Genomic DNA, 22,862 nt, shown 5'->3' with positions numbered 1-22,862 from the left:
TGTGACGGGCGGCCCAACCACTGCTGTGCTGTTGTGGAGCGTGCAGTGATCAGGTGAGCGCAGGCTCCGCCTGGTGTGCGTCAACGCTCTCCATGATCCTGTCGTGAGAAGCGGCAGCCGTCAGCGCTTCGTTCTCCGCCTGGATTCGTCCGAGCTCGGATTCCAGGTCCTGGACGCGCTGCTGGAGCCGTCGCATCTCGGCGAGGAGTCGAGGGTCGGAGCCGCCGACGTAACCGAGAAGCGCCTTTGCCATGATGGATGGTCCTCCACAATGAGTGACCGACCGCTGCGGTGTGGGTCGTGAGGGATTCGCACCCGCGGTTATGGCAGGGCCTGGAGTTGTGCTGCCGTTCAGCCATGCCAAACAGCTAAGGTGCGCGGGGCTTTCAGCGTCTCACCAAAAAGTTTGACGGTCAACACGATCACGCCCCGTATTGGGGGCGACCCGGGCACGCGCGGCCTGGAACGGCCGTACTGCGGCTTCTGCGGGGCCCTCGGGCCGTGGCGATCATCCTTGCGTGTGGAGCCTGCCAAGGCAAGCGGTTCTCGGCAATCACCAGCATGTTTCCGTCCGGGGCGGCAGTCCGTGACCCGTCCGCGGGCGGCCTCGGGGCCGCCCGGCGGGGGGTGCTCAGCGGATGGCGAAGCCGTCGTAGCCGCCGCGAGGTGTGTCCCAGATCTCGGTGACACCGTCGACGCGGCCGGGCGTGTCGTCACTCCGGAGCCACTCCAGCAGGCCCTCGCAGCCCTCACGACCACCCTCGGCGACGACTTGGACCCGCCCGTCGCCCAAATTGAGAGCAAAGCCACTCAGGCCGCCGATCTCCAAAGCCTTGGCCCGCGTGAACCAGCGGAAACCCACACCTTGGACGCGCCCACGCACCCAGGCGACCAGTCGCACATCCTCGCTCATGACTGCAACCTAACCGCCCGATCTCCCTCCGGGCACTTCCTCCACTTGCGCCATGCGGTACCGTCCCCCCTCAACGAATCTCATATGAAACTCACACGATCGAGTGAGTTTGGTGTTGATCTCGAGGACGAGTCGACCGCCAGGACGAGGAAGGCCAGGACATGGGACGCCACCGACGCTCCGACGCCGGCCGCGCCGCCACGGGCCGCGCCACGGGGAACACCCACGCCGACGGCTTCACGGAGGGCCACGATCCGCTCTACTCCAGCGCGGACGACGCCCCGACGATGGGTATCGCGCCCTATCTGAACCCGGAGGCGTACGCCGACAGCTACGCCAGGAGCGAGGCCTACCTGTTCGGGGCGCAGGCGTCCGCCGCGGGTGACCGCTACGACGACGCGGCCGTCTTCGCGAGCGACGGCTTCACGCCCGACGGCGGCGCCCGGCGCGCGGGTTCGCACCGCCGCCGCAAGAAGACCGCCCGACCGATGCGCACCGGACTGCTCGGTGTCTCCGCCGCCGTCGCCCTCGGCACGGTCGCCGTCGCCACGGGCGCCGTGCCCGGCCTGGACAACTACCAGCTCGGCGGTAACGGCGGGGCCGACAAGGTCCAGGCCGGGGACACGCCGACGAACACCCCGATCGAGCAGGGCGGCACCTCCGGCAGCGCCGAGAGCCGGGACGAGGCGCCCACCAGCCGGGACGCCCAGCGTTCCGTCTCGCCGTCGCCGTCCGCCTCGAAATCGTCGGCCTCGCCGACCAAGACGCCGGAGAAGCCGGAGAAGACGCGGGAGAAGACCCCGGAGAAGAAGAAGCCGGCGGCCACTCCGAGCGAGAAGCCGGACACCACGCCCTCGCGCACGGCCACGAAGGCGCCCAAGGCGCCCAGCGCCTCCGCGGCCCTGTCCGGGGAGTCCGCCGCCGCGGCACAGGTGCTCAGCCTCGTGAACGAGGAGCGGGCCAAGGTGGGCTGCAGCCCGGTCGCCGCCAACAGCGCCCTGACCGACCTGGCCCAGAGCTACAGCGAGGACATGGCAGCCCGGGGCTTCTTCGACCACACCGACCCGGACGGCCGCACGCCCTGGGACCGGGCCGAGAAGGCCGGGATATCCAACCTCGGCGGCGAGAACATAGCCCGCGGCCAGGCCGACGCCGCGGCCGTGATGGACGCCTGGATGAACAGCCCCGGCCACCGCGCCAACATACTGAACTGCGACTTCAAGACGCTGGGCGTCGGTGTCGAGCTGGGCTCCGGCGGTCCCTGGTGGACACAGAACTTCGGCTACTGACGCCCGTCGCGAGCCTCAGGCGGCGGCCAGGCCCTTGAGGAAGACCCTGGCCGTCTCCGTCACGCGGCGGCCCAGCTGCTCGGCCGTGGCGATGTCGGCCTTGTGGACGGCGTCCGGGCCCTCGTCGGCGTTGGTCTGGGCGGCCGCGCCCAGGAAGACGCCGAGACGGTTCAGGTCGTGCTCGGAGCCCGTGCTGCTGTTCCAGCCCGGGAGCAGACCGAGGCTGACCCAGTGCATGCCGAGCTGCGCGGCGAGGATCTGGAAGTACTGCAGGGTGTGCAGCTTGTCGCCGCTCTTGGAAGCGGAGTTGGTGAAGCCCGCGGCCAGCTTGTCCTTCCAGGCCTGGGTGGCCCAGCGCTTGGAGGTGGCCTCCGCGAAGCCGTGGAAGGCGCCGGACGCGGTGCCCATGTAGGTCGGCGAGCCGAACACGATGGCGTCCGAGCGGTCGAGGATCGCCCACTGCTCCTCGGTGATCTCGTCGACCTTGATCAGATGCACCTCGGCACCGGCCTCGACGGCACCGGCGCGGACGGCCTCGGCGATGACGGCGGTGTGGCCGTAGCTGGAGTGGTAGGCGAGAGAGACGACAGGGGTGGTCACGTGAGTACTCCTGAAATAGGCAGGTCGCTGAGGATGACCAAAGGAAAGCACTAACTTCTGGTTAGTGCAACCTGTCGGTTAGCGCTGCGCTGGCGTAGGCTGGGCCTATGACCACCACCCAGGAGCTCACGGAGGGGCTGGACGACCTCCCGTACAACGTGTTCGCCAAGGCCTGTCCGTCGCGCGGCACGCTGGAGCACGTCACGGGTCGCTGGGGCGGCCTCACGCTCGGCGCCCTGTACGAGGGCTCGCTGCGCTTCAACGAGCTGCGCCGCCGCGTCGACGGGGTGAGCGAGAAGATGCTGTCCCAGACCTTGCACGCCCTGGAGCGCGACGGCTTGGTCCACCGCGAGGCCCAGCCGACCAATCCGCCCCGGGTGGACTACGAACTGACGCCGCTGGGGCGCGACGTGGCCCAGCGTCTGCTCGCGCTGATCCACTTCGTGGAGGGCAACATGGACGAGGTCCTGGCCGCGCGCGAGCGGTACGACTCCGCTAGGGCGTGATCCGCGGCGGACGCTGGCACTTCGGGCAGTAGTAGCTCGACCGGTTCATCCAGGGCCGCCGCCGCATGGGCGTGCCGCAGCGCCGGCAGGGCAGGCCCTCGCGGCCGTACGCGTCGAGCGACCGGTCGAAGTAGCCCGACTCTCCGTTGACGTTGACGTACAGGCTGTCGAAGCTGGTGCCGCCCACCGCGAGGGCGGCGTTCATCACGTCCCGCACATGGCCCAGGAGCAGCAGGGCGCGCGGGCGCGTGAAGGTCGCGGTCGGGCGCTCGTAGTGGATGCGGGCGCGCCACAGGGCCTCGTCCGCGTAGATGTTGCCGACACCGCTGATCAGCGACTGGTCGAGCAGGGCCCGCTTGATCGTGGACCGCTTGCGGCGCAGTGCCCGGTGGAAGGCCTCGTCGTCGAAGAGCGGGTCCAGGGGGTCGCGGGCGATGTGCGCGATGACGTCGGGCAGGCCGTCGGGGGTGTTGTCGTGCAGCGAGAGGCCGCCGAAGGTGCGCTGGTCGACGAAGCGGAGTTCGATGGCCAGGGCGTCGGTGAAACGGACGCGGATGCGCAGGTGCTTCTCGTCCGGGGCCGTGTGCGGCTGGACCAGCAGCTGGCCGCTCATGCCGAGGTGGGCCAGGATCGACTGGTCCGTGTCCTCCAGGGGCAACCACAGGTACTTGCCGCGGCGGCTCGGGACGCCGATGCGATGGCCCTTCAGTCGGTGCGCGAAGTCGTCGGCGCCCGCGAGGTGGCGGCGCACCGCACGCGGGTGCAGCACCTCGGCCTCGGCGACCGTCCGGTGGGCGACCCACCGCTCGAGACCGCGCCGTACGACCTCGACCTCGGGCAACTCAGGCATGCCGTCCCCCGTCACGAACCTGTGGATGACGCGAGCGCCCGCCCCGGGCAGGGGCGGGCGCTCGGGTGCGCTGTGCATGCCGACGCCCGGTGAGGGCGGCGGCGGTCAGCCGTCGACGCTGCCGTCGACGGCCGTGTGGGCGGCCTGAACAGCTGCCGCCTGCGTCGCCTCGGCGGCCTGGGCCGCCTTGGCACGCTCGTCCGCCGCGGCCCGGATGGACCGCCATGCGGACTCGGCGGCCTGCTGCTCCGCCTCCTTCTTGCTGCGGCCGGTGCCGGTGCCGTACGAGACGCCTCCGACGCGGGCGGCAGCAGTGAAGGTCTTCTCGTGATCGGGGCCGGTCTCCGTGACCAGGTACTCGGGCACGCCGAGCCCCTCGGTCGCGGTGAGCTCCTGGAGACTGGTCTTCCAGTCCAGGCCGGCTCCGAGGTTCGAAGACTTCTCGATCAGGGGGTCGAACAGGCGGTGCACGAGCTCCGCCGCCGAGTCCAGGCCCTGGTCGAGATAGACCGCGCCGATCACCGCTTCCAGGGTGTCGGCGAGGATGGACGCCTTGTCCCGGCCGCCCGTGCCCTCTTCACCGCGGCCCAGCCGGATGAAGGAGCCCAGGTCGAGCCCGCGGCCCACCTCGGCGAGCGCACGCGAGTTCACCACCGCGGCCCGCAGCTTGGCCAACTGGCCTTCTGGCAGGTCGGGGTGGGTGCGGTACAGCGTGTCCGTGACCACGAGGCCGAGGACGGAGTCCCCGAGGAACTCCAGACGCTCGTTGGTCGGCAGACCGCCGTTCTCGTATGCGTACGACCGGTGGGTCAGTGCGCGCACCAGAAGGGCGGACTCGAGCTTGTAGCCGAGCCGCCCTTCCAGAAGCGTGTGGGACGAGGCCTGGTTGTCCGCCGGAGCACTCCCGCTCACACGGGAAGACTTGTTCTTAGGCGTGGACACAGTGCCTCTCACCAGCCGCTCAGACCTCGAGGACCTGGCGCTTGTTGTAGGTGCCGCACGACGGGCACGCGATGTGCTGCTGCTTGGGCTCGTGGCAGCGCTCGCACGCAACCAGGGTGGGGACCGCAGCCTTCCACTGCGACCGGCGGTGGCGCGTGTTGCTGCGCGACATCTTCCGCTTCGGAACAGCCACGGCTACTTCTCCTGCTTCTCGTCGACGCCCGCTTCCGCTTCGGCGCCGCTCATCTCGTCCTTCTCGCCGTCCTTCATGGTGCCGGCGAGTCCCTGCAATGCCGCCCAACGGATGTCGACGGCGTCGTGGTGGTGGCCGGGGTCGTCCGCCAGCCGCGCGCCGCACTCGGCACACAGACCAGGGCAGTCTTCCCGGCACACCGGCTGCATCGGCAGTGCGAGCACCACCGCATCACGCAGCACGGGCTCGAGGTCGAACAAGCCGTCCTCGAGGAAGAGCCTGTCCTCGTCGTCCTCGGCGTCGTCGCCCGGTTCCGCGATCACGCGGCCCCGGTCGTCGGCGTCAGGGTACGAGAACATCTCCTGGAACTCCGCTTCGAGCTCCTGCTCGAGCGGCTCCAGACACCTTACGCACTCCCCCTCGGCCGCGGCACGGGCGGTGCCTGTGACGAGCACCCCTTCCATGACCGACTCCAGGCGGAGTTCGAGCTCCACCGGGGCGCCTTCCGGCACTCCGATGACTCCCTTGATACCGAGGTCCTTGGGAGCGTCGACCGTGCGGGTCAGGCGCTGCAGCGCACCAGGCCGCCGACCCAGCTCGTGCGTGTCGAACACGAGGGGGTTGCGGTGGTCGAGGCGGGCGTTCAGAACCATTCCTGCTTTCGATCTGCTGAGCTCGGGGGTACGCCGCCCTTCGGTGTTCCGGGCAGCGTTGATCACGGACGTACGCGCGACCGAAGAGCCAGGATACTGGACCTTTCGCCGTCGGCCCAATCCGGTGCTCAGCCCTGGCCGCGGCCCTGCTCGTAGGCCCGCAACTGCTCGGCGCTGATCATGCCGGTGTCGAAGAGACTGGTCTCGTCCAGGGCGTACCCCTGCTGGGCCTGCTGCTGGGCCTGCTGCGGGTCGTAGGCGGCCTGCTGGGGGTCGTAGCCCTGGAAGGGGGCACCTCCGGCCGGAGCGTAGCCGGAGGCGGGGGAGTAGGGACCGGCCTGCGGGTAGCCGTACTGGTCCTGGTGGGCGGCGTAGGCCTGCTGCGGGTAACCCGCGTACGGGTCGGTCTGCTGCTGGTAGCCGTACGCCGGCTCCGGCTGCGCGTAGTCCTCCTGCGGCGCGGGCCGCTCGGCCGGGGGCTTTTCCGCGAGGGCGGCCAGGTCGGCGAGGTAGTCGGCGTCGCTGGAGTGCTGGACGGTGCTCGCGTCGTCCGCGAGGGCGCCGAGGTCGTCGGTGGCGATCCGGCCGTGCAGCTTCTGCCGGCCGCGGCCCACGGCCTCCAGGGTCTTGGCGAGGACCGCCTCGAAGGCGCCGAGCTTGACGTCGACGTACTCGTCGGCGCTGCGGCGCTGGGTCTCCGGGTCGTGGCTGCGCTCGGGGGCGTCCTCGTCCTCGTAGCCCTGTTCGTCGGTGCCGGGGCCGGTGCCCAGGAGCTTCTCGCGGCCGCGGCCGACGGAGCCCAGGGTCTTGGTGAGGACGACCTCGAAGTTCGCGAGCTTGGAGTCGACGTACTCGTCGGCCTCGGCGCGGATCTCCTCGGCCTCCTGGCGGGCCTCGGCGAGGATCCGGTCGGCCTCGGCCTGGGAGCGGCGGGCGACTTCGGTGCCGGAGATCAGCGAGCCGCGCTCGGCGTGCGCGCTCTCGATGATCCGCTGGGCCTCCTGGCGGGCCTGCTCGACCATCTGCTCACGGCCGCCGATCAGCTCCTGGGCCTGGGCGAGGGAGTCGGGCAGCGCCGCACGCACCTCTTCCAGCATCGCGAGCAGGTCGGCGCGGTTGACCACGCACGAGGCCGACATGGGCATGGACCGGGCGCCGGAGACCGCGGAGACGATCTCGTCGAGCTTCTTCTGCACGTCCACCGTGTGCTCGCCACTCTCTACAGATGCGTTGGAGACGGACGGGACGACTGTACGGCCATGGGGTCGCCGCGGGACACCGGATGACGGGCAGTCAGGCCCCGGCGGGACGCCCGGGGCGGGTTCAGTCCCTGCGCAGGCGCTCGGTGAGCTCCTGGAGGACCTCCGCCGGGACCAGGTGGGAGACGTCGCCGCCCCAGGTCGCGACCTCCTTGACCAGGGAGGACGACAGGAAGCTGTAGGTGGGGTTGGTGGGGATGAAGAGGGTCTCCACGCCCGAGAGGCCGTTGTTCATCTGGGCCATCTGCAGCTCGTAGTCGAAGTCGCTGACCGCGCGCAGGCCCTTGACGATGGCGGGGATGTCGCGCTGCTTGCAGAAGTCGACGAGCAGGCCGTGGAAGGCCTCCACGCGGACGTTGCCGTACTCGGCGGTGACCCGGCGGATCAGGTCGATCCGCTCCTCGATCTCGAACAGGCCCTTCTTCGCCTGGTTGATCATCACCGCGACGTAGACCTCGTCGTACAGCCTGGAGGCGCGGGAGATGATGTCGAGGTGTCCGTTGGTGATCGGGTCGAACGACCCGGGACAGACGGCGCGGCGCACTTGTGATCCCTCGCTCTCCGGTCCGGTCATCGTGCGTCTTCGCACGTAGAGGCGGCGCGACCGTACCAAAACGTTCCCTCGCCGTAGCGACGGGCCCGGAGGGGTTCGAAACCCTCGGGCCACCGGAATTCACCGCCTCTGGTGCTGCGCTCCACGGTGACGAGGGCTTCTTCGGTGAGCCAGCCCTCCGTGCGGAGTGTGAGGAGGATCTCCCGAAGATCGTCGTCCGTGACGGCGTAGGGAGGGTCGAGGAAGACGAGGTCGTACGGCTCGCCGGGGGGTGCGGAGCGGATGATCTGTTCCGCTTTGCCCGATCTGACCTCGGCGCCGGGGAGTCCGAGGTTCTTCACGTTCTCGCGGACCGTGCGGACGGCTTTGGCGTCGGCCTCGACGAGGAGGGTGTGGCCGGCGCCTCGGGAGAGGGCCTCCAGGCCCACGGCGCCCGAGCCGGCGTAGAGGTCGAGGACGCGTTCGCCTTCCAGGGGGCCGCCGAGGAGGGACTGCCAGGTGGAGAAGAGACCTTCGCGTGCGCGGTCGGAGGTGGGGCGGGTGCCGGTGCCGGGGGGCACGGCGAGTCGACGTCCGCCGGCTGTGCCGGCGATCACGCGGGTCATCTTCGGTCCTTGCTCGTGGGCGGCTTTCAGTATCAGTGTGGCTGGTCGCGCGGTTCCCCGCGCCCCTGAAAAGAGGTCAGTCCCCCTCATCCCTTCTCCAGGTACTGCTCCCTCTCCTCGTCCAGGAGGGCGTCCAGTGCCGTGCGCAGGGCCGGGAGGCGAGTCAGCTCCGGGTCCTGGGCCACGACGGCTGTCGCCTCCTGTCTGGCCTCCGCGATGATCTCCTCGTCCTCGATGACCGCGAGCATCCGCAAGGAGGTCCGGGCGCCCGACTGGGCCTGGCCGAGGACGTCGCCCTCGCGGCGTTGTTCCAGGTCGATGCGCGAGAGTTCGAAGCCGTCGAGCGTGGAGGCGACCGCGTTCAGACGCTGGCGGGCCGGGCTCGCCTCCGGCATCTCGGTGACCAGGAGGCACAGGCCGGGGGCCGAGCCACGGCCCACGCGGCCGCGCAGCTGGTGGAGCTGGGAGACGCCGAAGCGGTCCGCGTCCATGATCACCATGGCGGTGGCGTTGGGGACGTTGACGCCGACCTCGATGACCGTCGTGGCGACGAGGACATGGGTCTCACCGGCGGCGAAGCGGCGCATGACGGCGTCCTTGTCGTCGGGATGCATCCTGCCGTGCAGCACCTCTACCTTGAGGCCCTGGAGAGGTCCCTTGGTCAAGTGCTCGGCCACGTCGAGGACCGCGAGCGGCGGGCGCTTCTCGGCGGCGTCCTCGGGGGACTCCGGGGGCTTCTTCCGGCCCGCCTTGTTCGGCTCGTCCTCCTCGTCGCCGATGCGGGGGCAGACGACGTACGCCTGGTGGCCGTTCTCCACCTCCTCACGGACCCTCTCCCACGCGCGGGACAGGAAGTGAGGCTTGTCGGCGGCCGGGACCACATGGCTGGCGATCGGCGAGCGGCCGGCCGGCAGCTGGTCCAGGACGGAGGTCTCCAGGTCGCCGAAGACGGTCATGGCGACGGTGCGCGGGATGGGCGTGGCCGTCATGACCAGCAGGTGCGGAGGCTGTTTGCCCTTGCCTCGCAGGGCGTCGCGCTGCTCGACGCCGAAGCGGTGCTGTTCGTCGACCACGACCAGGCCGAGGTCGTGGAACTGCACCTTGTCCTCGATCAGCGCGTGCGTGCCGATGACGATGCCGGCCTCGCCGGTGGTGAGGTCGAGCAGGGCGTGGCGGCGGGCGGCGGCGCCCATGGAACCGGTCAGCAGCACGACCTTGGTGCCCTGCTCGGCCCCGCCCAGCATGCCGCCCTCGGCCAGCTCGCCCATCATCTCGACGATGGACCGGTGGTGCTGCTGCGCGAGCACTTCGGTGGGCGCGAGCATGGCGGCCTGGCCGCCCGCGTCGACCACGGCGAGCATGGCGCGCAGGGCGACCATGGTGTTGTGGGTGACGGTGAAGTTGTCGGTGATGTAGGCATGGCTCGGGTGGGCGACGCTGATGCACTGGACAGGCTTCCGGCCCACGTACTCGACGGCCCGGATGCCACGTCCGAACGTGTCGTACGTCGGCCGGGGACGCATGCGAGCGGCCTTGCGAGTGAGCCGGAACGGGGCGTACTCGTCGGGCAGGGCCACTGACACGGTGTAGGCGGCTCTCTTCGGGAGCACCCGTGCCCGGCCGCCGAGGGAACGTACGAGCCAGGCGGCATCCTCCGCGAGCCGGCGTGAAGCGGAGCAGAGGGAGATGCTCATGCCGTCGGCGTGGACGGTGCCGTCCGTGTCCATGAGTCCTTGCAGCAGGGCGAGACGGTCCTTGATCGACGCGTTCTTGAACTGGTCCGGGACGTACGCGCCCTGGGATGTCGCTCCCCAGAGGCCCAGGTCACGCAACGCCTCGATCACAGGGTTCCGGATGCCTCCGGCCCGCTCCGCGAGCTGGATCGTGTAGTCGCAGTGTGCTCCGGTCACCGGTACCAGCCGGCATGCTGGCGCCACCGCCGCTGCCACCGCGTCGTGAATCTCCGCGTCGATGGTGGACAGCCGGAGTTCGTGACGGCACGAACCGTCTCCCAGCAGCACACCGAGGACGTACGGGTCGAGGGGCAGCCCCGCGTCGCCGCCCAGGTCGACCGGCTTGGCCGCTGGGATGTACCACTTCGAGGAACCGTCGGCGTTGAACGTGTCGCGACGGATTTCCCGAGTCGTCATGACCTTCGGTGCCTGACCGCGCCGCCGCCCGCATCCGGTGCCGACGATCCAGAGGTGCTCGTCATCGCACTCGACGGAACTTCCGTCGGACAGAGCGATGCGCCACACGTCGCGTTCCCCCTGCGGGAAGACGCCGTCGATCAGTGCGATCTCCCCGTCCGGCACCACCACCTCCTCCCCGACCCGCAGGTCGCCCATGCGACGAAATCCCGTGGGGGTGAGGACCAGGGAGTCGAGGGGCTGTGCCTTGCCCGAACCGACCTCTCCCTGCAACAGCCGGTGCATCGGGTGGTCCGTGGCCAGGTCGTCGAAGATCTCCCGGGAGACGCGCTGCTGGCCGTCGGTGAGGGTGAAGGGGAGGCGGGCGTCGAAGGCGGTGAGGAGGCCGTCGGGGGCGGGCTTGCGGGGGACGGCGGGGAGTTGGGCGTCCGCGTGGCGGCGGCGGGCCAGGGCGACCTGGAGGACGAAGGCCTCGTCCCACTTGAGGCGGGAGCGGGCGTCCTCGATGTCCGCCTTGGTGTGCGGGCGGTGGATCTTGAGGAGGGCCTCGGGGAGGGGCACCAGGCCGCGGCCCTGGCGCAGGGTGTCCGGGAGCGGGTCGACGGCCTCCTGGGCGGTGGGCAGGACCGTCTGGATCGCCTTGCCGATCTTCCAGGACTCGAGCTTGGCGGTGGCGGGGTAGATCGGGATCAGGGCGCCCGCCCAGGTCTCGACGGACTCCTCCGGGTCACCGCGCAGCAACTCGTAGGCCGGGTGCGCGAGTTGAAGACGACGGTTGAAGACGGAGACCTTGCCCGCGAACATCGCGCGGGTGCCCGGCAGGAGTTCCTTGTGGGGCTTGTGGACACCCGCGCCGAAGAAGACGAGTTGGAGCCGGCCGCTGCCGTCCGTGATCGTGACCTCCAGGCGCTGGCCCTTGCCGCGCGGGGCCTTGGCGGAGGCGAAGGTGTGCAGGCGGGCGTCGGCGACCTGCGCGACCACCGTGACGTGCTCGTCCATGGGGAGGTCGGCGAGGTGGGTGAGCTGGCCGCGCTCCTCGTATCTGCGCGGGTAGTGGTGCAGGAGGTCGCCGACGGTGAGCAGGCCGAGGTGCTCGGCCATCACCTTCGCGGTGGCGGGGCCGAGCACCGACTTCAGCGGTTGGCGCAGGGGTTCTTCCAGTGCGGGCACGAGATCCATTGCACACCACCCCACTGACAATGCCGTAGAGGCCGCGGCCCGGATCGCCGTAAAGATCCCGGAAACCCCTGGTCAGGCGGCAGGTTCGGGCCTTAGGATGACGCGCTCCCGGCCCTTCTTCGCGGTCACCGCCTCACCGGGACCGCCCGACCCCGCGCCGTCGCGAGTCCCCCACCGGCGCCGTGATGATGGACTCCCAGACCTCACAGGCATCCCAAGCATCCCATCCGCCCCAGTCACCTCATACGTTCCAGGTCGACCTGCGTGGTCTGGTGGACCTGCTCTCCCACCACCTCTACTCCAGTCCGAAGGTGTATCTGCGCGAGTTGCTGCAGAACGCCGTGGACGCCATCACGGCCAGACGCGCGGACGAGCCCGGCGCCCCTGCCCGGGTCCGGCTGTACGCGGAGGGCGGCGCCCTGCGTGTCGAGGACACCGGCGTGGGGCTCACCGAGGCGGACGTGCACAGCCTGCTGGCCACCATCGGACGCAGTTCCAAGCGGGCCGAGGGGCTTCAGGAGGTTCGGTCCGACTTCCTCGGGCAGTTCGGCATCGGGCTGCTGGCCTGTTTCGTCGTCGCCGAGCGGATCCGGGTCGTCAGCCGCAGCGCCCGCACGCCCGGGGCGCCCCCGGTGGAGTGGACGGCGTCCGACGACGGTTCGTACACCGTGCGGACGCTGCCGGACGCCGAGCGGCCCGAACCGGGCACCACCGTGCATCTGGTGGCCCGGGCGGGTGCCGCGGAGTGGCTCACGCCCGGGCGGGTCGAGGCGCTGGCCCGGGACTTCGGGTCGCTGCTGCCCTACGACGTCCGGGTCGGCGACGAGGCGGTCACCGACCTTCCGGCGCCCTGGGACCGTCCGCACCCGGGCCCGTCCGCCCGCCGCGTCGCCCTCGCCCGGCACTGCCACGACCTGTTCGGTTTCACTCCGCTGGACACGATCGACCTGTCCGTGCCGCTGGCCGGCATCCGCGGGGTGGCGTACGTGCTGCCGTCGGCGGTGAGCCCGGCCCAGCGCGCGGGTCACCGGGTGCACCTGAAGGGCATGCTGCTGACCGAGCGGGCCGAACAGCTGCTGCCCGACTGGGCGTTCTTCGTGCGCTGCGTGCTCGACACGGACAGCCTGCGGCCCACGGCGTCACGTGAGGCACTGTACGAGGACGAGACGCTGGCCGGTGTTCGGGAGGCGCTGGGCGAGCGGATCCGCGCCTGGCTGACGGGGCTGGCGGCCGGTGATCCGGAGCGACTGGCCGCGTTCCTGTCGGTGCACCACCTGGGTGTGAAGGCCCTGGCGCGGCACGACCGGGAGATGCTGCGCACGATGCTGCCGTGGCTGCCCTTCGAGACGACCGACGGGCGGCTGTCCCTGGAGGAGTTCGCGCAGCGGCACCCGGTGCTGCACTTCACGCGGACCGTCGAGGAGTACCGGCAGGTCGCGCCGATCGCGTCCGCGCAGGGCATCGGCGTGATCAACGGCGGCTACACGTACGACAGCGAGCTGGTTCAGGCGCTGCCGTCGGTGCGGCCGGGCACCGTGGTGACCGAGCTGGACGCGGAGACGGTCACCGCGCACCTGGACGCGGTCGACCCGGCCGAGGAGCTGGCCCTGTCCGGCTTCCTGGCGGCGGCCCGCGCCCGGCTCGACCCACTGGGCTGTGACGTCGTACTGCGGGCCTTCCACCCGCTGTCCGTGCCCGCGCTGCACCTCGACGACCGGGACGCGCGGCACGAGCAGGCCCGGGCGGACGCCGAGGCGCAGGCGGACGACCTGTGGGCGGGCATCCTCGGCTCCCTGCGCGGCAGCGCCCCCCGCGCGCGTCTGGTGCTGAACCATCTCAACCCGCTCGTGCGGCGGATCAGCGCGCTGCCCGACCCGGAGCTGATCGGCACCGCCACGGAGTCGCTGTACGGGCAGGCGCTGCTGATGGCGCAGCGGCCGCTCAGGCCGGCCGACTCGGCCCTGCTCAACCGCGCGTTCATCGGTCTTCTGGAGTGGGCCACGCACAGCGAGGACGGTCAGGCATGAGCGAGATCACGGACTTCGACGCGCTGCGCGAGGCGATGGCGGACAACGCCGAGCAGCCGGAGGGGCCGGCCCGCAACGCGCGCGCGGAGGAGCTGCTGACGGCGGCCGAGAAGCTGAACATCCCGCTCGCCGTGATCGAGGCGCTGGGCCACCAGCTGAAGGTCTACAACTACAGCTCCGAGAAGGGGAAGATGTTCGTCCCCTTCGCGCGTCTGCTGCGCCTGTGGGACGAACGGCCCGAGGACTTCGACGAGTACGAGACCCACTCGCTGCACTGGGTCTTCAAGTGGGTCTCGGCCGGCATGCTGGACCAGCCGCACATCCCGCTCGCGTCGATCGAGAAGTGGCTCGGCGAGATGGAGCACCGCTACCGGCTCGCCGGGCACTCCGAACGGGCCGTGCGCAGCGCCGAGCACAGTGTGGCCGCGCATGTCGGGGACGTGGCGCGGGCCGAGCGGGCGTACGCCGCGTGGCTGGCCGCCGACCGGGACGGCATGGCCGACTGCCACGCCTGTGAACTGCACGGGCAGGGCTGCTGGCAGGCGGAGCAGGGGCGGGACGCGCAGGCCCTGGAGCTGTGGCGGCCGGTCCTGGAGGGCGAGTACGCCTGTGCCCACGAGCCGCACTCGGCCCTGGCGTCCTCCCTGGTGCCGCTGCTGCGGCTGGGCCGGCTCGACGAGGCCCGGGCCCACCATCTGCGGGGTTTCCGGCTCGTCCGGGCGATGGAGAGCATGCGCGGCGCGTACGCGGACCACCTGGAGTTCTGCACGCTGACCGGCAACGAGGCGCGGGGCCTGGAGCTGCTCGCGGAGCGGCCTGCGTACTTCACGGACGACGGGCAGCCGCGGAGCAAACTGGACTTCCTGAGCGTGGTGGCCCTGCTCATGGACCGCCTGACCGGGCTCGGGCTGGGCGACCGTCAGGTGCCGGGCCCGGCCGGCCGGGAGTGGACCGCCCGCGAGCTCGCCACCCACGCGCGCGGGGAGGCCCTCGTCCTGGCGGCGCGCTTCGACGAGCGCAACGGCACGACACACGTGAGCGAGCGGGCCCGCGCGCGGATGGCACGGCAACCGCTGGTGGAGCGCCTGCCGCTGGGCGTCCGGTCGGTACGGCCGGCTCCCCCGCCCGCTCCCCCCACGCCTCCGGTCCCCGTCACCGGGCAGCCGGATCTGCCCGCCCTGCTGGCCGAGGCACGGCGGCTCTCGGACACCCTGCGGCCGGGGGCCGTGGAGGCGTGGGCGGCGGTCGCCGAGGCCGCGCAGGGCGTCGAGCTGGACCCGCGCGACCGTGCGGAGATGGCCGACCACGAGGCGATGTCCCTCGGCCCCGAGGGCACCGAGCTCTTCGAACGGGCCGCCGGCCTCTACACGGAGGCGGGCGACCCGGGTGAGGCCCTCGCCGCACGCGCGCGTGGGGCGTACGTCCGCGCGCTCGCCGGCGACGTGGCCGGCGCCGTCACGGCGGTGACGGGCCCGTACGACGAGGTCCTCGCGCTGTACGCCGCCGACGGCACGGGGATGCCGCAGACGGCGGCCGTCCTGATGAGCCGGGCGCGCATATGGACACGGCGGGCGCATGACGGCGAGGGTGACGGGGCGATGCTCGCCGAGGCCGAAGCGGCCGTCCGGGAGGTCCTCGCGCTGGTCGACGGCCGGACCGGGGAGGACGTGCGGCTGGCCGCGCGGGCCGCCGAGGCCCGGGCGATGCTCGGGGAGCTGGCCGGGCTCGCCGGGGATCTGGAGTCGGCGGCGGAGCTGTTCGCGCGGGGGGCGGCGGCGTTCGTCGCGGCGGGGCTGCCGTGGTTCGCGGTGGAGTACGAGGCCCGGCTGGCCTCCCTGGCCCACCACCTCGGTGACATGGCGGAGGCGGAACGGGCATTGCGGGCGGCCCTGGAGCACGGCGGAGCGCACCTGGAGGCGCCCGGGCGGGCCCAGCTGCACCTTCAGCTCGCCGAGGTCGTCGGCGGCCGGGGCGAGGCCGGGGAGGCCGCCCGGCACGCCCTGGAGGCCGCTCACTGGGCCGACGAGGCGGGCGAGGGAGCGACGCTGGGCGCCTGGGCGCGACAGCAGCTCGGCGGCCACCTGCTGCGGCAGGGCAGGTGGGCCGAGGCCGCGGAGGTGCTGGAGTCGGCGCTGCCCGACCTGACCGCCGAGACGCACGGCGACGGGGCGGTCGTACAGACGCAGTGGTGGCTCGGCGACTGCCTGAGCGAGCTGGGCGAGCACCGTGCGGCCGCCGAACGGCGTCTGCAGGCCGCCGAGATCGCCCGTCACTGGCCCGAGCAGCACGACCACGCGACCCTCGCCCACCTGGCCGGGGAGTCCCTCGGGCAGGCCGGGCTGCCCGCCGAGGCGGACCGGGCCTACGCGCGCGCGGGCGGCCTGTGGCGCGAACTCGGCAACACCCAGGGCCTGATCCGCTCCCTGCGCGCCCGCGCCTGGCTGGCGCTGCACGCCGAGGACGGGCTGAGAGAGGCACGGGACCTGATGGCGGAGGCGGTCCGGGAGTGCGAGGAGGCACGGGGGGCAGCGTCCGACGAGGAGGACCGGCAGCAACTCGTCGCCGAACTCGGCCACACTCACGGCCAGTTCGGCGACCTGCTGGCCCGTTCCGTCTCCGAGCACGCCGGAGACGCCTCGGCCCGGGCCGTGTTCGAGGAGGCACTGACCCAAGTGGTGCGGTCGGCCGAGGTGTTCGCCTCCCTCGGGGACGGCGCCCTGCACAGCCGCACCGGAGCGGAACTCGCCGCGGGCCGGCTGGAGGCCGACCTGGGCCGTCCCGCCGACGCGGTGGCACGCGCGCGTGCGGTGCTGGCCGCGTACGACGGACACGGCGAGGGTGAGGGCGATGCGGTGCGGGCCCGCCGGGCGGAGGCGGAGCAGCTGCTCCGTCTGCTGGCGGAGCGGCCGGACTGAGGAGGCCCCGGCCTGCCCGGCCACACCGATGACCGGACCCGGCCCTACTCCACGCCGATGAGGAGCAGGGCCCCCTGCCGTCCGCCCCGGTACAGAACCGTGTCGACGGCGAGGTACCTCTCGCGGACCCGGCCCTCCAGATGCTCGGCGAGGGAGTCGGGGGCCTCGTCGCCGAGGACCAGGGTGACCATCTCACCCCCGGCCGCCAGCATGCGGTCGAGAACGGTCCCGGCGGTCTCGGCGACGTCCGAGCCGATCACGGCCACGTCCCCGTCGATGAGACCCAGGACATCGCCGGCCTGGCAGATGCCGGCCATCGTCCAGGACTGGCGTTCGGCGACGGTGACCTCGGCGTAGCGGGTGGCCCCGGCGGCCGAGGTCATCGACACGACGTCCTCGTCGAAGCGGCGGTCCGGCTCGTGCACGGCCAGCGCCGCGATGCCCTGGACGGCCGAGCGGGTCGGGATCAGCGCCACGCGGATGCCCTCCGTGCGGACCTGCTCGGCGGCCGCAGCGGCCGTGTGGCGCAGGTCGGCGTCGTTGGGCAGCAGCACCACCTCGCGCGCGTGGGCGCGCCGTACGGCCTGGACGAGCTCGCCGCTCGCGGGCGGCTCACCGGGGCGTGCGAGCACGGTCGTCGCACCGGCCTCGGTGTACAGACCGGCCAGACCCTCACCGGGCACGACGGCCACGACGGCCCGCTGGGCGCGTTCCCGGGGCGGCCGCTCGGCGCCGGTGGTGTGCACGTCGCCCGCGCCGAAGTGCGTGATGCGGATCCGGTGGGGCCGCCCGGCCTCGACGCCGGCCTCGACAGCGGCGCCCGCGTCGTCCACATGGACGTGGACGTTCCACAGTCCGTCGCCGCCGACCACGACGAGAGAGTCCCCGAGGGCGTCGAGCCGCTCCCGCAGCCGCTCCACTGCCAGGTCCCCGGCCTCCAGAAGGTAGATCACCTCGAAGGCCGGCCCCTCCTGACCCGGCACGGCAGGGGCGCCGTCGCCGCACTCACCCGAGACGCCGTCGGCCGGTACGGGGTCCGCGGCGGAGTCCACGCGCGCGCGGGGAATCTCTACGGGGCCGGTGTACGCACTTTCCGCCACCCCCCGCGCCCTCTCCCCCGTGAACGTCTCCACCAGCGCCCCGAGCACCGCCACCAGCCCCCGCCCCCCGGCGTCGACCACCCCGGCGCGCTCCAGGACGGGCAGCTGGCCCGGGGTCGCGGCGAGGGCCGCGCGGGCTCCGTCGTAGGCCGCCCGGGCCACGGTCCCGCAGTCGCCCTCCGCACCGTCCGCGGCGTCGGCGGCGGCCGAGGCGACCGTGAGGACGGTGCCCTCCACGGGGTGGGCGACGGCCCGGCGGGCGGAATCGGCCGCCTGCCGCAGGGCGAGCCGCAGGCTCTGGCCGTCCGCGTGGGCGATGTCGTCGTCGGCCAGCACCTGGGCCATGCCGCGCAGCAGCTGGGCGAGGATCGTCCCGGAGTTCCCGCGGGCGCCGATGAGCGCCCCGTGCGCCATCGCCCGGGTGGCGTCGGCGAGCGTCGGCCCGTCCGGGCCGGACCCCGCCGCGTGCCCGGCGAAGACCGCCTCGACCGCCGCGACGGCCGACTCCACGGTCAGATACAGGTTCGTGCCGGTGTCCCCGTCCGCGACCGGATAGACATTGATCGCGTCGATCTCCTCACGCGCCCGCCCCAGGGTCTCGAGCGCGAGACCACACCAGGTGCGCACCGCGAGAGCATCGAAGAATGTCTGCGGCACCTGCGCCACCGCGCCTCCCTGAGCTGCTGGACGTGGCACGCAGCGTAGACCCCGGGGCGGTGTTTCACCGGAAGAGGGAGGGGACCGGGCCCCTGAGCTGCCGTGGTAGTTTCGTTCTACGGGTGCAGCCGTTGTATGCTGCTCCGGTTGCCCGATCTGATCGGGCCTTCCCCCTGGCAACGCCACTCAGATTTCGACCGGCTCCTCAAAGCCCGAGAATCTTGATTCCGGCCTGCCGGGATCAACCGTAAGTGCATCTGAAGTCTTTGGAGTGACCCGTGGCTGCCAACTGCGACGTCTGCGGCAAGGGGCCGGGCTTCGGCAACAACATCTCGCACTCGCACCGCCGTACGTCCCGCCGCTGGAACCCGAACATCCAGCGTGTGCGTACCGTGGTGGGCGGGACGCCGAAGCGCGTGAACGCTTGCACCTCGTGCATCAAGGCCGGCAAGGTCTCGCGCTGACGCTCAGCTAGCGCGCGGCCACTGCTGGTTCGCTGCAAAGCCGGTCCACCTCGGTGGGCCGGCTCTTTGCCGTGCCTGGACATCAGCGCTCGGGCCCCGCCCGGAAGCGCCAGCCGTGATCCACCGGCCCGATCCCCCCACCGCGCGCGAACCCGGCCGCGACGGCCCCCGTGACGTACCGCTTCGCCGCCGCCACCGCCTCCGGCACGGACTGCCCCTTCGCGAGCTGGGAGGCGATCGCGGAGGCGAGCGTGCAGCCGGTGCCGTGGGTGTGGCGGTTGTCGTGCCGCGGCGCCCGCAGCCAGTGCTCCTCGGAACCGTCGGTGAGCAGGTCGACGGCGTCGCCGGGGAGGTGCCCACCCTTGATCAGCGCCCAGCGCGGCCCGTACGCGAGGACGGCCGCCGCGGCCTCCCGCATCTCCCCCTCCGACGCGACCCGTACGCCCGTGATCTGGGTCACCTCGTCGAGGTTCGGTGTGGCGACCGTCGCCACCGGCAGCAGCTTCGTACGGACGGAGTCCAGCGCGGAGGCGGCGAGCAGGGCGTCGCCGTGCTTGGAGACGCCCACCGGGTCGACGACGGCCGGGGCGTCCGTCCCGGCGATCAACTCGGCGACCGCCTCCACGAGTTCCGCGGAGGCCAGCATCCCGGTCTTGACGGCCTGGACGCCGATGTCGTCGACGACGCTGCGGTACTGGGCCCGCACGGCCTCCACGGGCAGTTCCCAAGCCCCCTGCACACCGAGGGAGTTCTGCGCGGTCACCGCCGTGACGACGCTCATGCCGTGCACGCCGAGCGCGAGCATCGTCTTGAGGTCGGCCTGGATGCCCGCTCCGCCGCCGGAGTCGGAGCCCGCCACCGTGAGGACGTTGGGGATCATGACTCTATGTCCCCGAAGTGGTCCCAGCCGCCCTTGCTGGTCCACGGTGCCCCGTCGACCGTCACCTGAGGCAGCGCCGAGGGGTTGAGGACCTCGCCGATGACCTTCCAGCGGGCGGGCAGCTTCACGTCCGGCGGGAACGTCGCCACGATCGCGTGGTCCTCTCCCCCGGTCAGCACCCACTGCATCGGGTCGACCCCGACGGCCTGCCCGATGTCGTTCATCTGGGACGGGATGTCGATCGCCCCGGAGCGGATGTCGATGCGGACCTTGCTCGCCTCGGCGATGTGCCCGAGGTCGGCGATCAGCCCGTCGCTCACGTCGCACATCGCGGTCGCCCCGAGCCCGGCGGCGGCGGGACCCGCGTGGTACGGCGGCTCGGGCCGCCGGTGGGCCTCCACGAACGCCCGCGGCGAGCGGAACCCACGCGACAGCACCGCGTACCCGGCGGCCGACCAGCCCAGCCAGCCGGTCACCGCGACGAGATCGCCGGGCCGGGCGCCCGCCCGTGTCACCGGCTCCTGGTTGCGCAGATCGCCGAGCGCGGTGATCGACACCATGATCGAGTCGCCGCGTACGACATCACCGCCGACCACGGCGGCGCCCGCCACCTGGCATTCGTCGCGCAGGCCGTCCATCAGCTCGCTCGGCCAGGTCACCGGCAGCTCGGCCGGGACGACCAGGCCGAGCAGCAGCGCGGTCGGTACGGCGCCCATGGCGGCGATGTCGGCGAGGTTCTGCGCGGCAGCCTTGCGGCCCACGTCGTAGGCCGTCGACCAGTCCCGCCGGAAGTGCCGGCCCTCCACCAGGATGTCCGTGCTCGCCACGACCCTGCGGTCGGGCGCGGCCACCACGGCGGCGTCGTCGCCGGGGCCGACCCGGACCGCCGGGGTGGTGGTCAGACGGGAGGTGAGCTCCCTGATGAGCCCGAACTCACCGAGCTCACCAACAGTGCCCTTCATTGCCCTTTCTCCCCTTCTGTCCCTGTCCGTTCCCGGTCGCGAGGCATCTCGGTCCTCGCTACGGTCGAAGTGACCGTCCAGTTCTGCCGGACCTGCACCCCGGCACGCAAGACCCGGTCCCCGCAGGTCTCCCCGCGGCGAGCGGCGACGCGATACCGTGGCGTTCCTTTTCCCCACATGATCCTCGTGGCCGCCCTGGAGGTTCCGTGGTACAGGCGTACATCCTGATCCAGACGGAGGTCGGCAAGGCGTCGACCGTCGCCGAGACGATCAGCAAGATCCCTGGCGTCATCCAGGCCGAGGACGTGACGGGACCGTACGACGTGATCGTGCGGGCGCAGGCCGACACCGTCGACGATCTCGGTCGCATGGTGGTCGCCAAGGTTCAGCAGGTGGACGGCATCACCCGCACCCTGACCTGTCCGGTCGTCCATCTGTAGCCCCCGTCTACCCTGTGCCGGTGAACTCTTTCCGTCACCGGCACCGTTGTGTGTTCCGCGTGTTCCGCCTGCCCGCTGTCGCGCTGTTGATCACTGCTGCGGGCTGCTCATCAGCAGACGACAGCGCGGCGGCGGCGGTTCCCAGTCCGGACGCGAAGGTCGCGGAACTGTGCCGGAACCTGGACAAGGTACTGCCCGCGAAGGTGGACGGTGAGCGCCGCGATGATCCCGAGCCCGCGTCGGCGCTGACGGCGGGCTGGGGCAGCCCGGCGATCATACTTCGCTGCGGTGTGCCGCAGCCGCCGAAGATGATCGACCCGAAGGTGGCGGACGGGCGGGATCCGGATGCGGTCGCCGGGGGCGTGAACGGCGTCGACTGGCTGATGGAGAAGCAGGACGGCGGGGGGTACCGGTTCACCACCGCCAACCGCGAGGCGTACGTCGAGGTCCGGGCGCCGCAGGGCGTGGACAGCTCGGGGGTGCTGATCGATCTGGCCGCCGCTGTGAAAAAGGCGATCCCCGAGGGGATCGCCTCCTGAAGCCCGCGTTCCGGGGCCGGTTCACCGCAGGCCGGTCGACCTGCGCAGTGCCGCCTGCACCAGCAGGTCGATCAGCTCCGGGTAGCTCACCCCGCTCGCCTGCCACATCTGCGGATACATCGAGATGGGCGTGAAGCCGGGCATCGTGTTGATCTCGTTGATCACGAACTCGCCGTCCTCGGTGAGGAAGAAGTCCGCGCGGACCAGGCCCTCGCAGGACGCCGCCTCGAACGCGTCGACCGCCAGGCGCTGGACCTCGGCCGTCTCCTGAGGGGTGAGGGGCGCCGGGACGAGACCCGGTGTGGAGTCGATGTACTTGGCTTCGAAGTCGTAGTAGGCGTGCGTCTCGGGCGAGGGGATCTCCGCCGGGAGGGAGGCCCGGGGGCCGTCCTCGAACTCCAGGACGCCGCACTCGATCTCACGGCCGCGCAGCGCGGCCTCCACCAGGATCTTCGGGTCGTGCCGCTGGGCCTCGGCGATGGCCTCGTCGAGCCCGGAGAGGTCGTCGACCTTGGTGATGCCGATCGAGGAACCGGCCCGCGAGGGCTTCACGAACAGCGGCCAGCCGTGCTCGCCGGCGAAGTCGACGATCTTCTTGCGGGCGGCGGCCTGATCCCGATGCCACTCGCGCGGGCGCACCACCACGTACGGGCCCACCTTCAGCCCGAAGGAGGTGAACACCCGCTTCATGTACTCCTTGTCCTGGCCCACGGCCGAGGCGAGCACACCCGAACCCACGTACGGGACTCCGGAGAGCTCCAGGAGGCCCTGGAGGGTGCCGTCCTCGCCGTACGGGCCGTGCAGCACCGGGAAGACCACGTCGACCTCGCCGAGGGCCTTGGGGACCGAACCCGGCTCGCTGTAGACGACTTCGCGGCTGGCGGGGTCGACCGGGAGGATCACCGCGCCCTCGGCGGACTCGGCGAGCAGGTCGACACTCGGCGGGCGCCTGTCGACGATCGCCATCCGCTCCGGTTCGTCCGCCGTGAGCGCCCAACGCCCGTCCTGGGTGATGCCGATCGGCAGGACGTCGTACTTCGTCCGGTCGATGGCCTTGAGGACGGCGCCGGCGGTGACCACGGAGATCCCGTGTTCGGAGCTGCGCCCGCCGAACACGACGGCCACACGCGGCTTGCGAGGCGGCTGCTCGGGGCTCTGGGGGAGGTTCTCGGTGCTCATATCGCGT

22 protein-coding genes are annotated in these 22,862 nt (G+C 71.7%); 7 read left to right on the top strand and 15 right to left on the bottom strand.

Translation table 11 applies throughout. The features are described from left to right. Window positions 1-49 precede the first annotated feature (49 nt). Entirely contained in the window at window positions 50-253 is a 204-nt protein-coding gene (locus ACIRDU_RS26125; RefSeq protein WP_030852030.1) for a hypothetical protein, read from the bottom strand. Between the two features lie 378 nt (window positions 254-631). Next, complete coding sequence (locus tag ACIRDU_RS26120; protein WP_283970225.1) at window positions 632-913, bottom strand: acylphosphatase; 282 nt, start codon at window positions 911-913, stop codon at window positions 632-634. Between the two features lie 161 nt (window positions 914-1,074). On the opposite strand from ACIRDU_RS26120, the gene ACIRDU_RS26115 reads away from it, so the two are divergent. Continuing rightward, window positions 1,075-2,202, top strand: a complete 1,128-nt coding sequence (locus tag ACIRDU_RS26115) for a CAP domain-containing protein (RefSeq protein WP_403583346.1) — start codon at window positions 1,075-1,077, stop codon at window positions 2,200-2,202. A 15-nt stretch (window positions 2,203-2,217) separates the two neighbouring features. On the opposite strand, the gene ACIRDU_RS26110 is transcribed toward ACIRDU_RS26115, so the two are convergent. Beyond that, complete coding sequence (locus ACIRDU_RS26110; protein WP_403583344.1) at window positions 2,218-2,802, bottom strand: flavodoxin family protein; 585 nt, start codon at window positions 2,800-2,802, stop codon at window positions 2,218-2,220. 107 nt (window positions 2,803-2,909) lie between these two features. Here ACIRDU_RS26110 and ACIRDU_RS26105 point away from each other — a divergent pair, with 107 nt between their 5' ends. After that, window positions 2,910-3,308, top strand: a complete 399-nt coding sequence (locus ACIRDU_RS26105; RefSeq protein WP_403583341.1) for a winged helix-turn-helix transcriptional regulator — start codon at window positions 2,910-2,912, stop codon at window positions 3,306-3,308. Here ACIRDU_RS26105 and mutM read toward each other — a convergent pair. The 8 genes from mutM to ACIRDU_RS26065 form a co-directional block, all read right to left on the bottom strand. Continuing rightward, complete coding sequence (gene mutM, locus ACIRDU_RS26100) at window positions 3,298-4,158, bottom strand: bifunctional DNA-formamidopyrimidine glycosylase/DNA-(apurinic or apyrimidinic site) lyase (protein WP_403583339.1); 861 nt, start codon at window positions 4,156-4,158, stop codon at window positions 3,298-3,300. The two genes, ACIRDU_RS26105 and mutM, sit on opposite strands and share 11 nt — an antisense overlap. Before the next feature lie 105 nt (window positions 4,159-4,263). Continuing rightward, on the bottom strand, window positions 4,264-5,112 hold the full coding sequence (gene rnc, locus ACIRDU_RS26095; protein WP_403583337.1) for a ribonuclease III: 849 nt from the start codon (window positions 5,110-5,112) through the stop codon (window positions 4,264-4,266). A gap of 7 nt (window positions 5,113-5,119) precedes the next feature. After that, the gene (gene rpmF / locus ACIRDU_RS26090; protein ID WP_003951102.1) at window positions 5,120-5,293 is read right to left on the bottom strand and encodes a 50S ribosomal protein L32; all 174 of its coding nucleotides are present in this window, start codon (window positions 5,291-5,293) and stop codon (window positions 5,120-5,122) included. 2 nt (window positions 5,294-5,295) lie between these two features. Beyond that, a complete protein-coding gene (locus ACIRDU_RS26085) occupies window positions 5,296-5,946 on the bottom strand; it encodes a YceD family protein (protein WP_403583335.1) in 651 nt (216 codons plus the stop codon). A gap of 128 nt (window positions 5,947-6,074) precedes the next feature. Continuing rightward, a complete protein-coding gene (locus ACIRDU_RS26080) occupies window positions 6,075-7,148 on the bottom strand; it encodes an ATP synthase F0 subunit B (RefSeq protein WP_403583332.1) in 1,074 nt (357 codons plus the stop codon). Between the two features lie 121 nt (window positions 7,149-7,269). Then, window positions 7,270-7,749 (bottom strand): pantetheine-phosphate adenylyltransferase, encoded by a 480-nt coding sequence (gene coaD / locus ACIRDU_RS26075; RefSeq protein ID WP_403583813.1) that lies wholly within the window; start codon window positions 7,747-7,749, stop codon window positions 7,270-7,272. Between the two features lie 26 nt (window positions 7,750-7,775). After that, complete coding sequence (gene rsmD / locus ACIRDU_RS26070) at window positions 7,776-8,363, bottom strand: 16S rRNA (guanine(966)-N(2))-methyltransferase RsmD (protein ID WP_403583329.1); 588 nt, start codon at window positions 8,361-8,363, stop codon at window positions 7,776-7,778. An 86-nt stretch (window positions 8,364-8,449) separates the two neighbouring features. Further along, entirely contained in the window at window positions 8,450-11,692 is a 3,243-nt protein-coding gene (locus ACIRDU_RS26065; protein WP_403583326.1) for a helicase-related protein, read from the bottom strand. Window positions 11,693-11,880: 188 nt separating this feature from the next. On the opposite strand from ACIRDU_RS26065, the gene ACIRDU_RS26060 reads away from it, so the two are divergent. Next, on the top strand, window positions 11,881-13,719 hold the full coding sequence (locus ACIRDU_RS26060) for an HSP90 family protein (protein ID WP_403583812.1): 1,839 nt from the start codon (window positions 11,881-11,883) through the stop codon (window positions 13,717-13,719). Beyond that, a complete protein-coding gene (locus tag ACIRDU_RS26055) occupies window positions 13,716-16,634 on the top strand; it encodes a tetratricopeptide repeat protein (RefSeq protein WP_403583324.1) in 2,919 nt (972 codons plus the stop codon). The genes ACIRDU_RS26060 and ACIRDU_RS26055 overlap by 4 nt, the downstream gene beginning before the upstream one ends. A 44-nt stretch (window positions 16,635-16,678) precedes the next feature. Here ACIRDU_RS26055 and ACIRDU_RS26050 read toward each other — a convergent pair whose 3' ends face one another. Continuing rightward, the gene (locus tag ACIRDU_RS26050; RefSeq protein ID WP_403583322.1) at window positions 16,679-18,400 is read right to left on the bottom strand and encodes a DAK2 domain-containing protein; all 1,722 of its coding nucleotides are present in this window, start codon (window positions 18,398-18,400) and stop codon (window positions 16,679-16,681) included. 269 nt (window positions 18,401-18,669) lie between these two features. On the opposite strand from ACIRDU_RS26050, the gene rpmB reads away from it, so the two are divergent. Continuing rightward, on the top strand, window positions 18,670-18,855 hold the full coding sequence (rpmB, locus tag ACIRDU_RS26045) for a 50S ribosomal protein L28 (RefSeq protein ID WP_003993230.1): 186 nt from the start codon (window positions 18,670-18,672) through the stop codon (window positions 18,853-18,855). A gap of 82 nt (window positions 18,856-18,937) precedes the next feature. Here the strand turns inward: rpmB and thiD are convergent, their stop codons facing one another. Continuing rightward, on the bottom strand, window positions 18,938-19,735 hold the full coding sequence (gene thiD, locus ACIRDU_RS26040) for a bifunctional hydroxymethylpyrimidine kinase/phosphomethylpyrimidine kinase (protein WP_403583320.1): 798 nt from the start codon (window positions 19,733-19,735) through the stop codon (window positions 18,938-18,940). Continuing rightward, window positions 19,732-20,697, bottom strand: a complete 966-nt coding sequence (locus tag ACIRDU_RS26035) for a thiamine-phosphate kinase (RefSeq protein WP_403583318.1) — start codon at window positions 20,695-20,697, stop codon at window positions 19,732-19,734. The genes thiD and ACIRDU_RS26035 overlap by 4 nt, the downstream gene beginning before the upstream one ends. A gap of 206 nt (window positions 20,698-20,903) precedes the next feature. On the opposite strand from ACIRDU_RS26035, the gene ACIRDU_RS26030 reads away from it, so the two are divergent. After that, on the top strand, window positions 20,904-21,137 hold the full coding sequence (locus tag ACIRDU_RS26030) for an Lrp/AsnC family transcriptional regulator (RefSeq protein ID WP_003997603.1): 234 nt from the start codon (window positions 20,904-20,906) through the stop codon (window positions 21,135-21,137). A 20-nt stretch (window positions 21,138-21,157) separates the two neighbouring features. Beyond that, window positions 21,158-21,676, top strand: a complete 519-nt coding sequence (locus tag ACIRDU_RS26025; RefSeq protein WP_403583316.1) for a DUF3515 domain-containing protein — start codon at window positions 21,158-21,160, stop codon at window positions 21,674-21,676. Between the two features lie 21 nt (window positions 21,677-21,697). Here the strand turns inward: ACIRDU_RS26025 and ACIRDU_RS26020 are convergent, their stop codons facing one another. Further along, window positions 21,698-22,855: a D-alanine--D-alanine ligase family protein gene (locus tag ACIRDU_RS26020; protein WP_403583314.1), complete on the bottom strand. Its 1,158-nt coding sequence runs from the start codon at window positions 22,853-22,855 to the stop codon at window positions 21,698-21,700. Window positions 22,856-22,862: the final 7 nt, after the last annotated feature.

It is taken from the genome of Streptomyces sp. NPDC093598, assembly GCF_044764825.1.
GTDB lineage: Bacteria > Actinomycetota > Actinomycetes > Streptomycetales > Streptomycetaceae > Streptomyces.
This window is presented reverse-complemented; position numbering and strand designations above follow the sequence as displayed.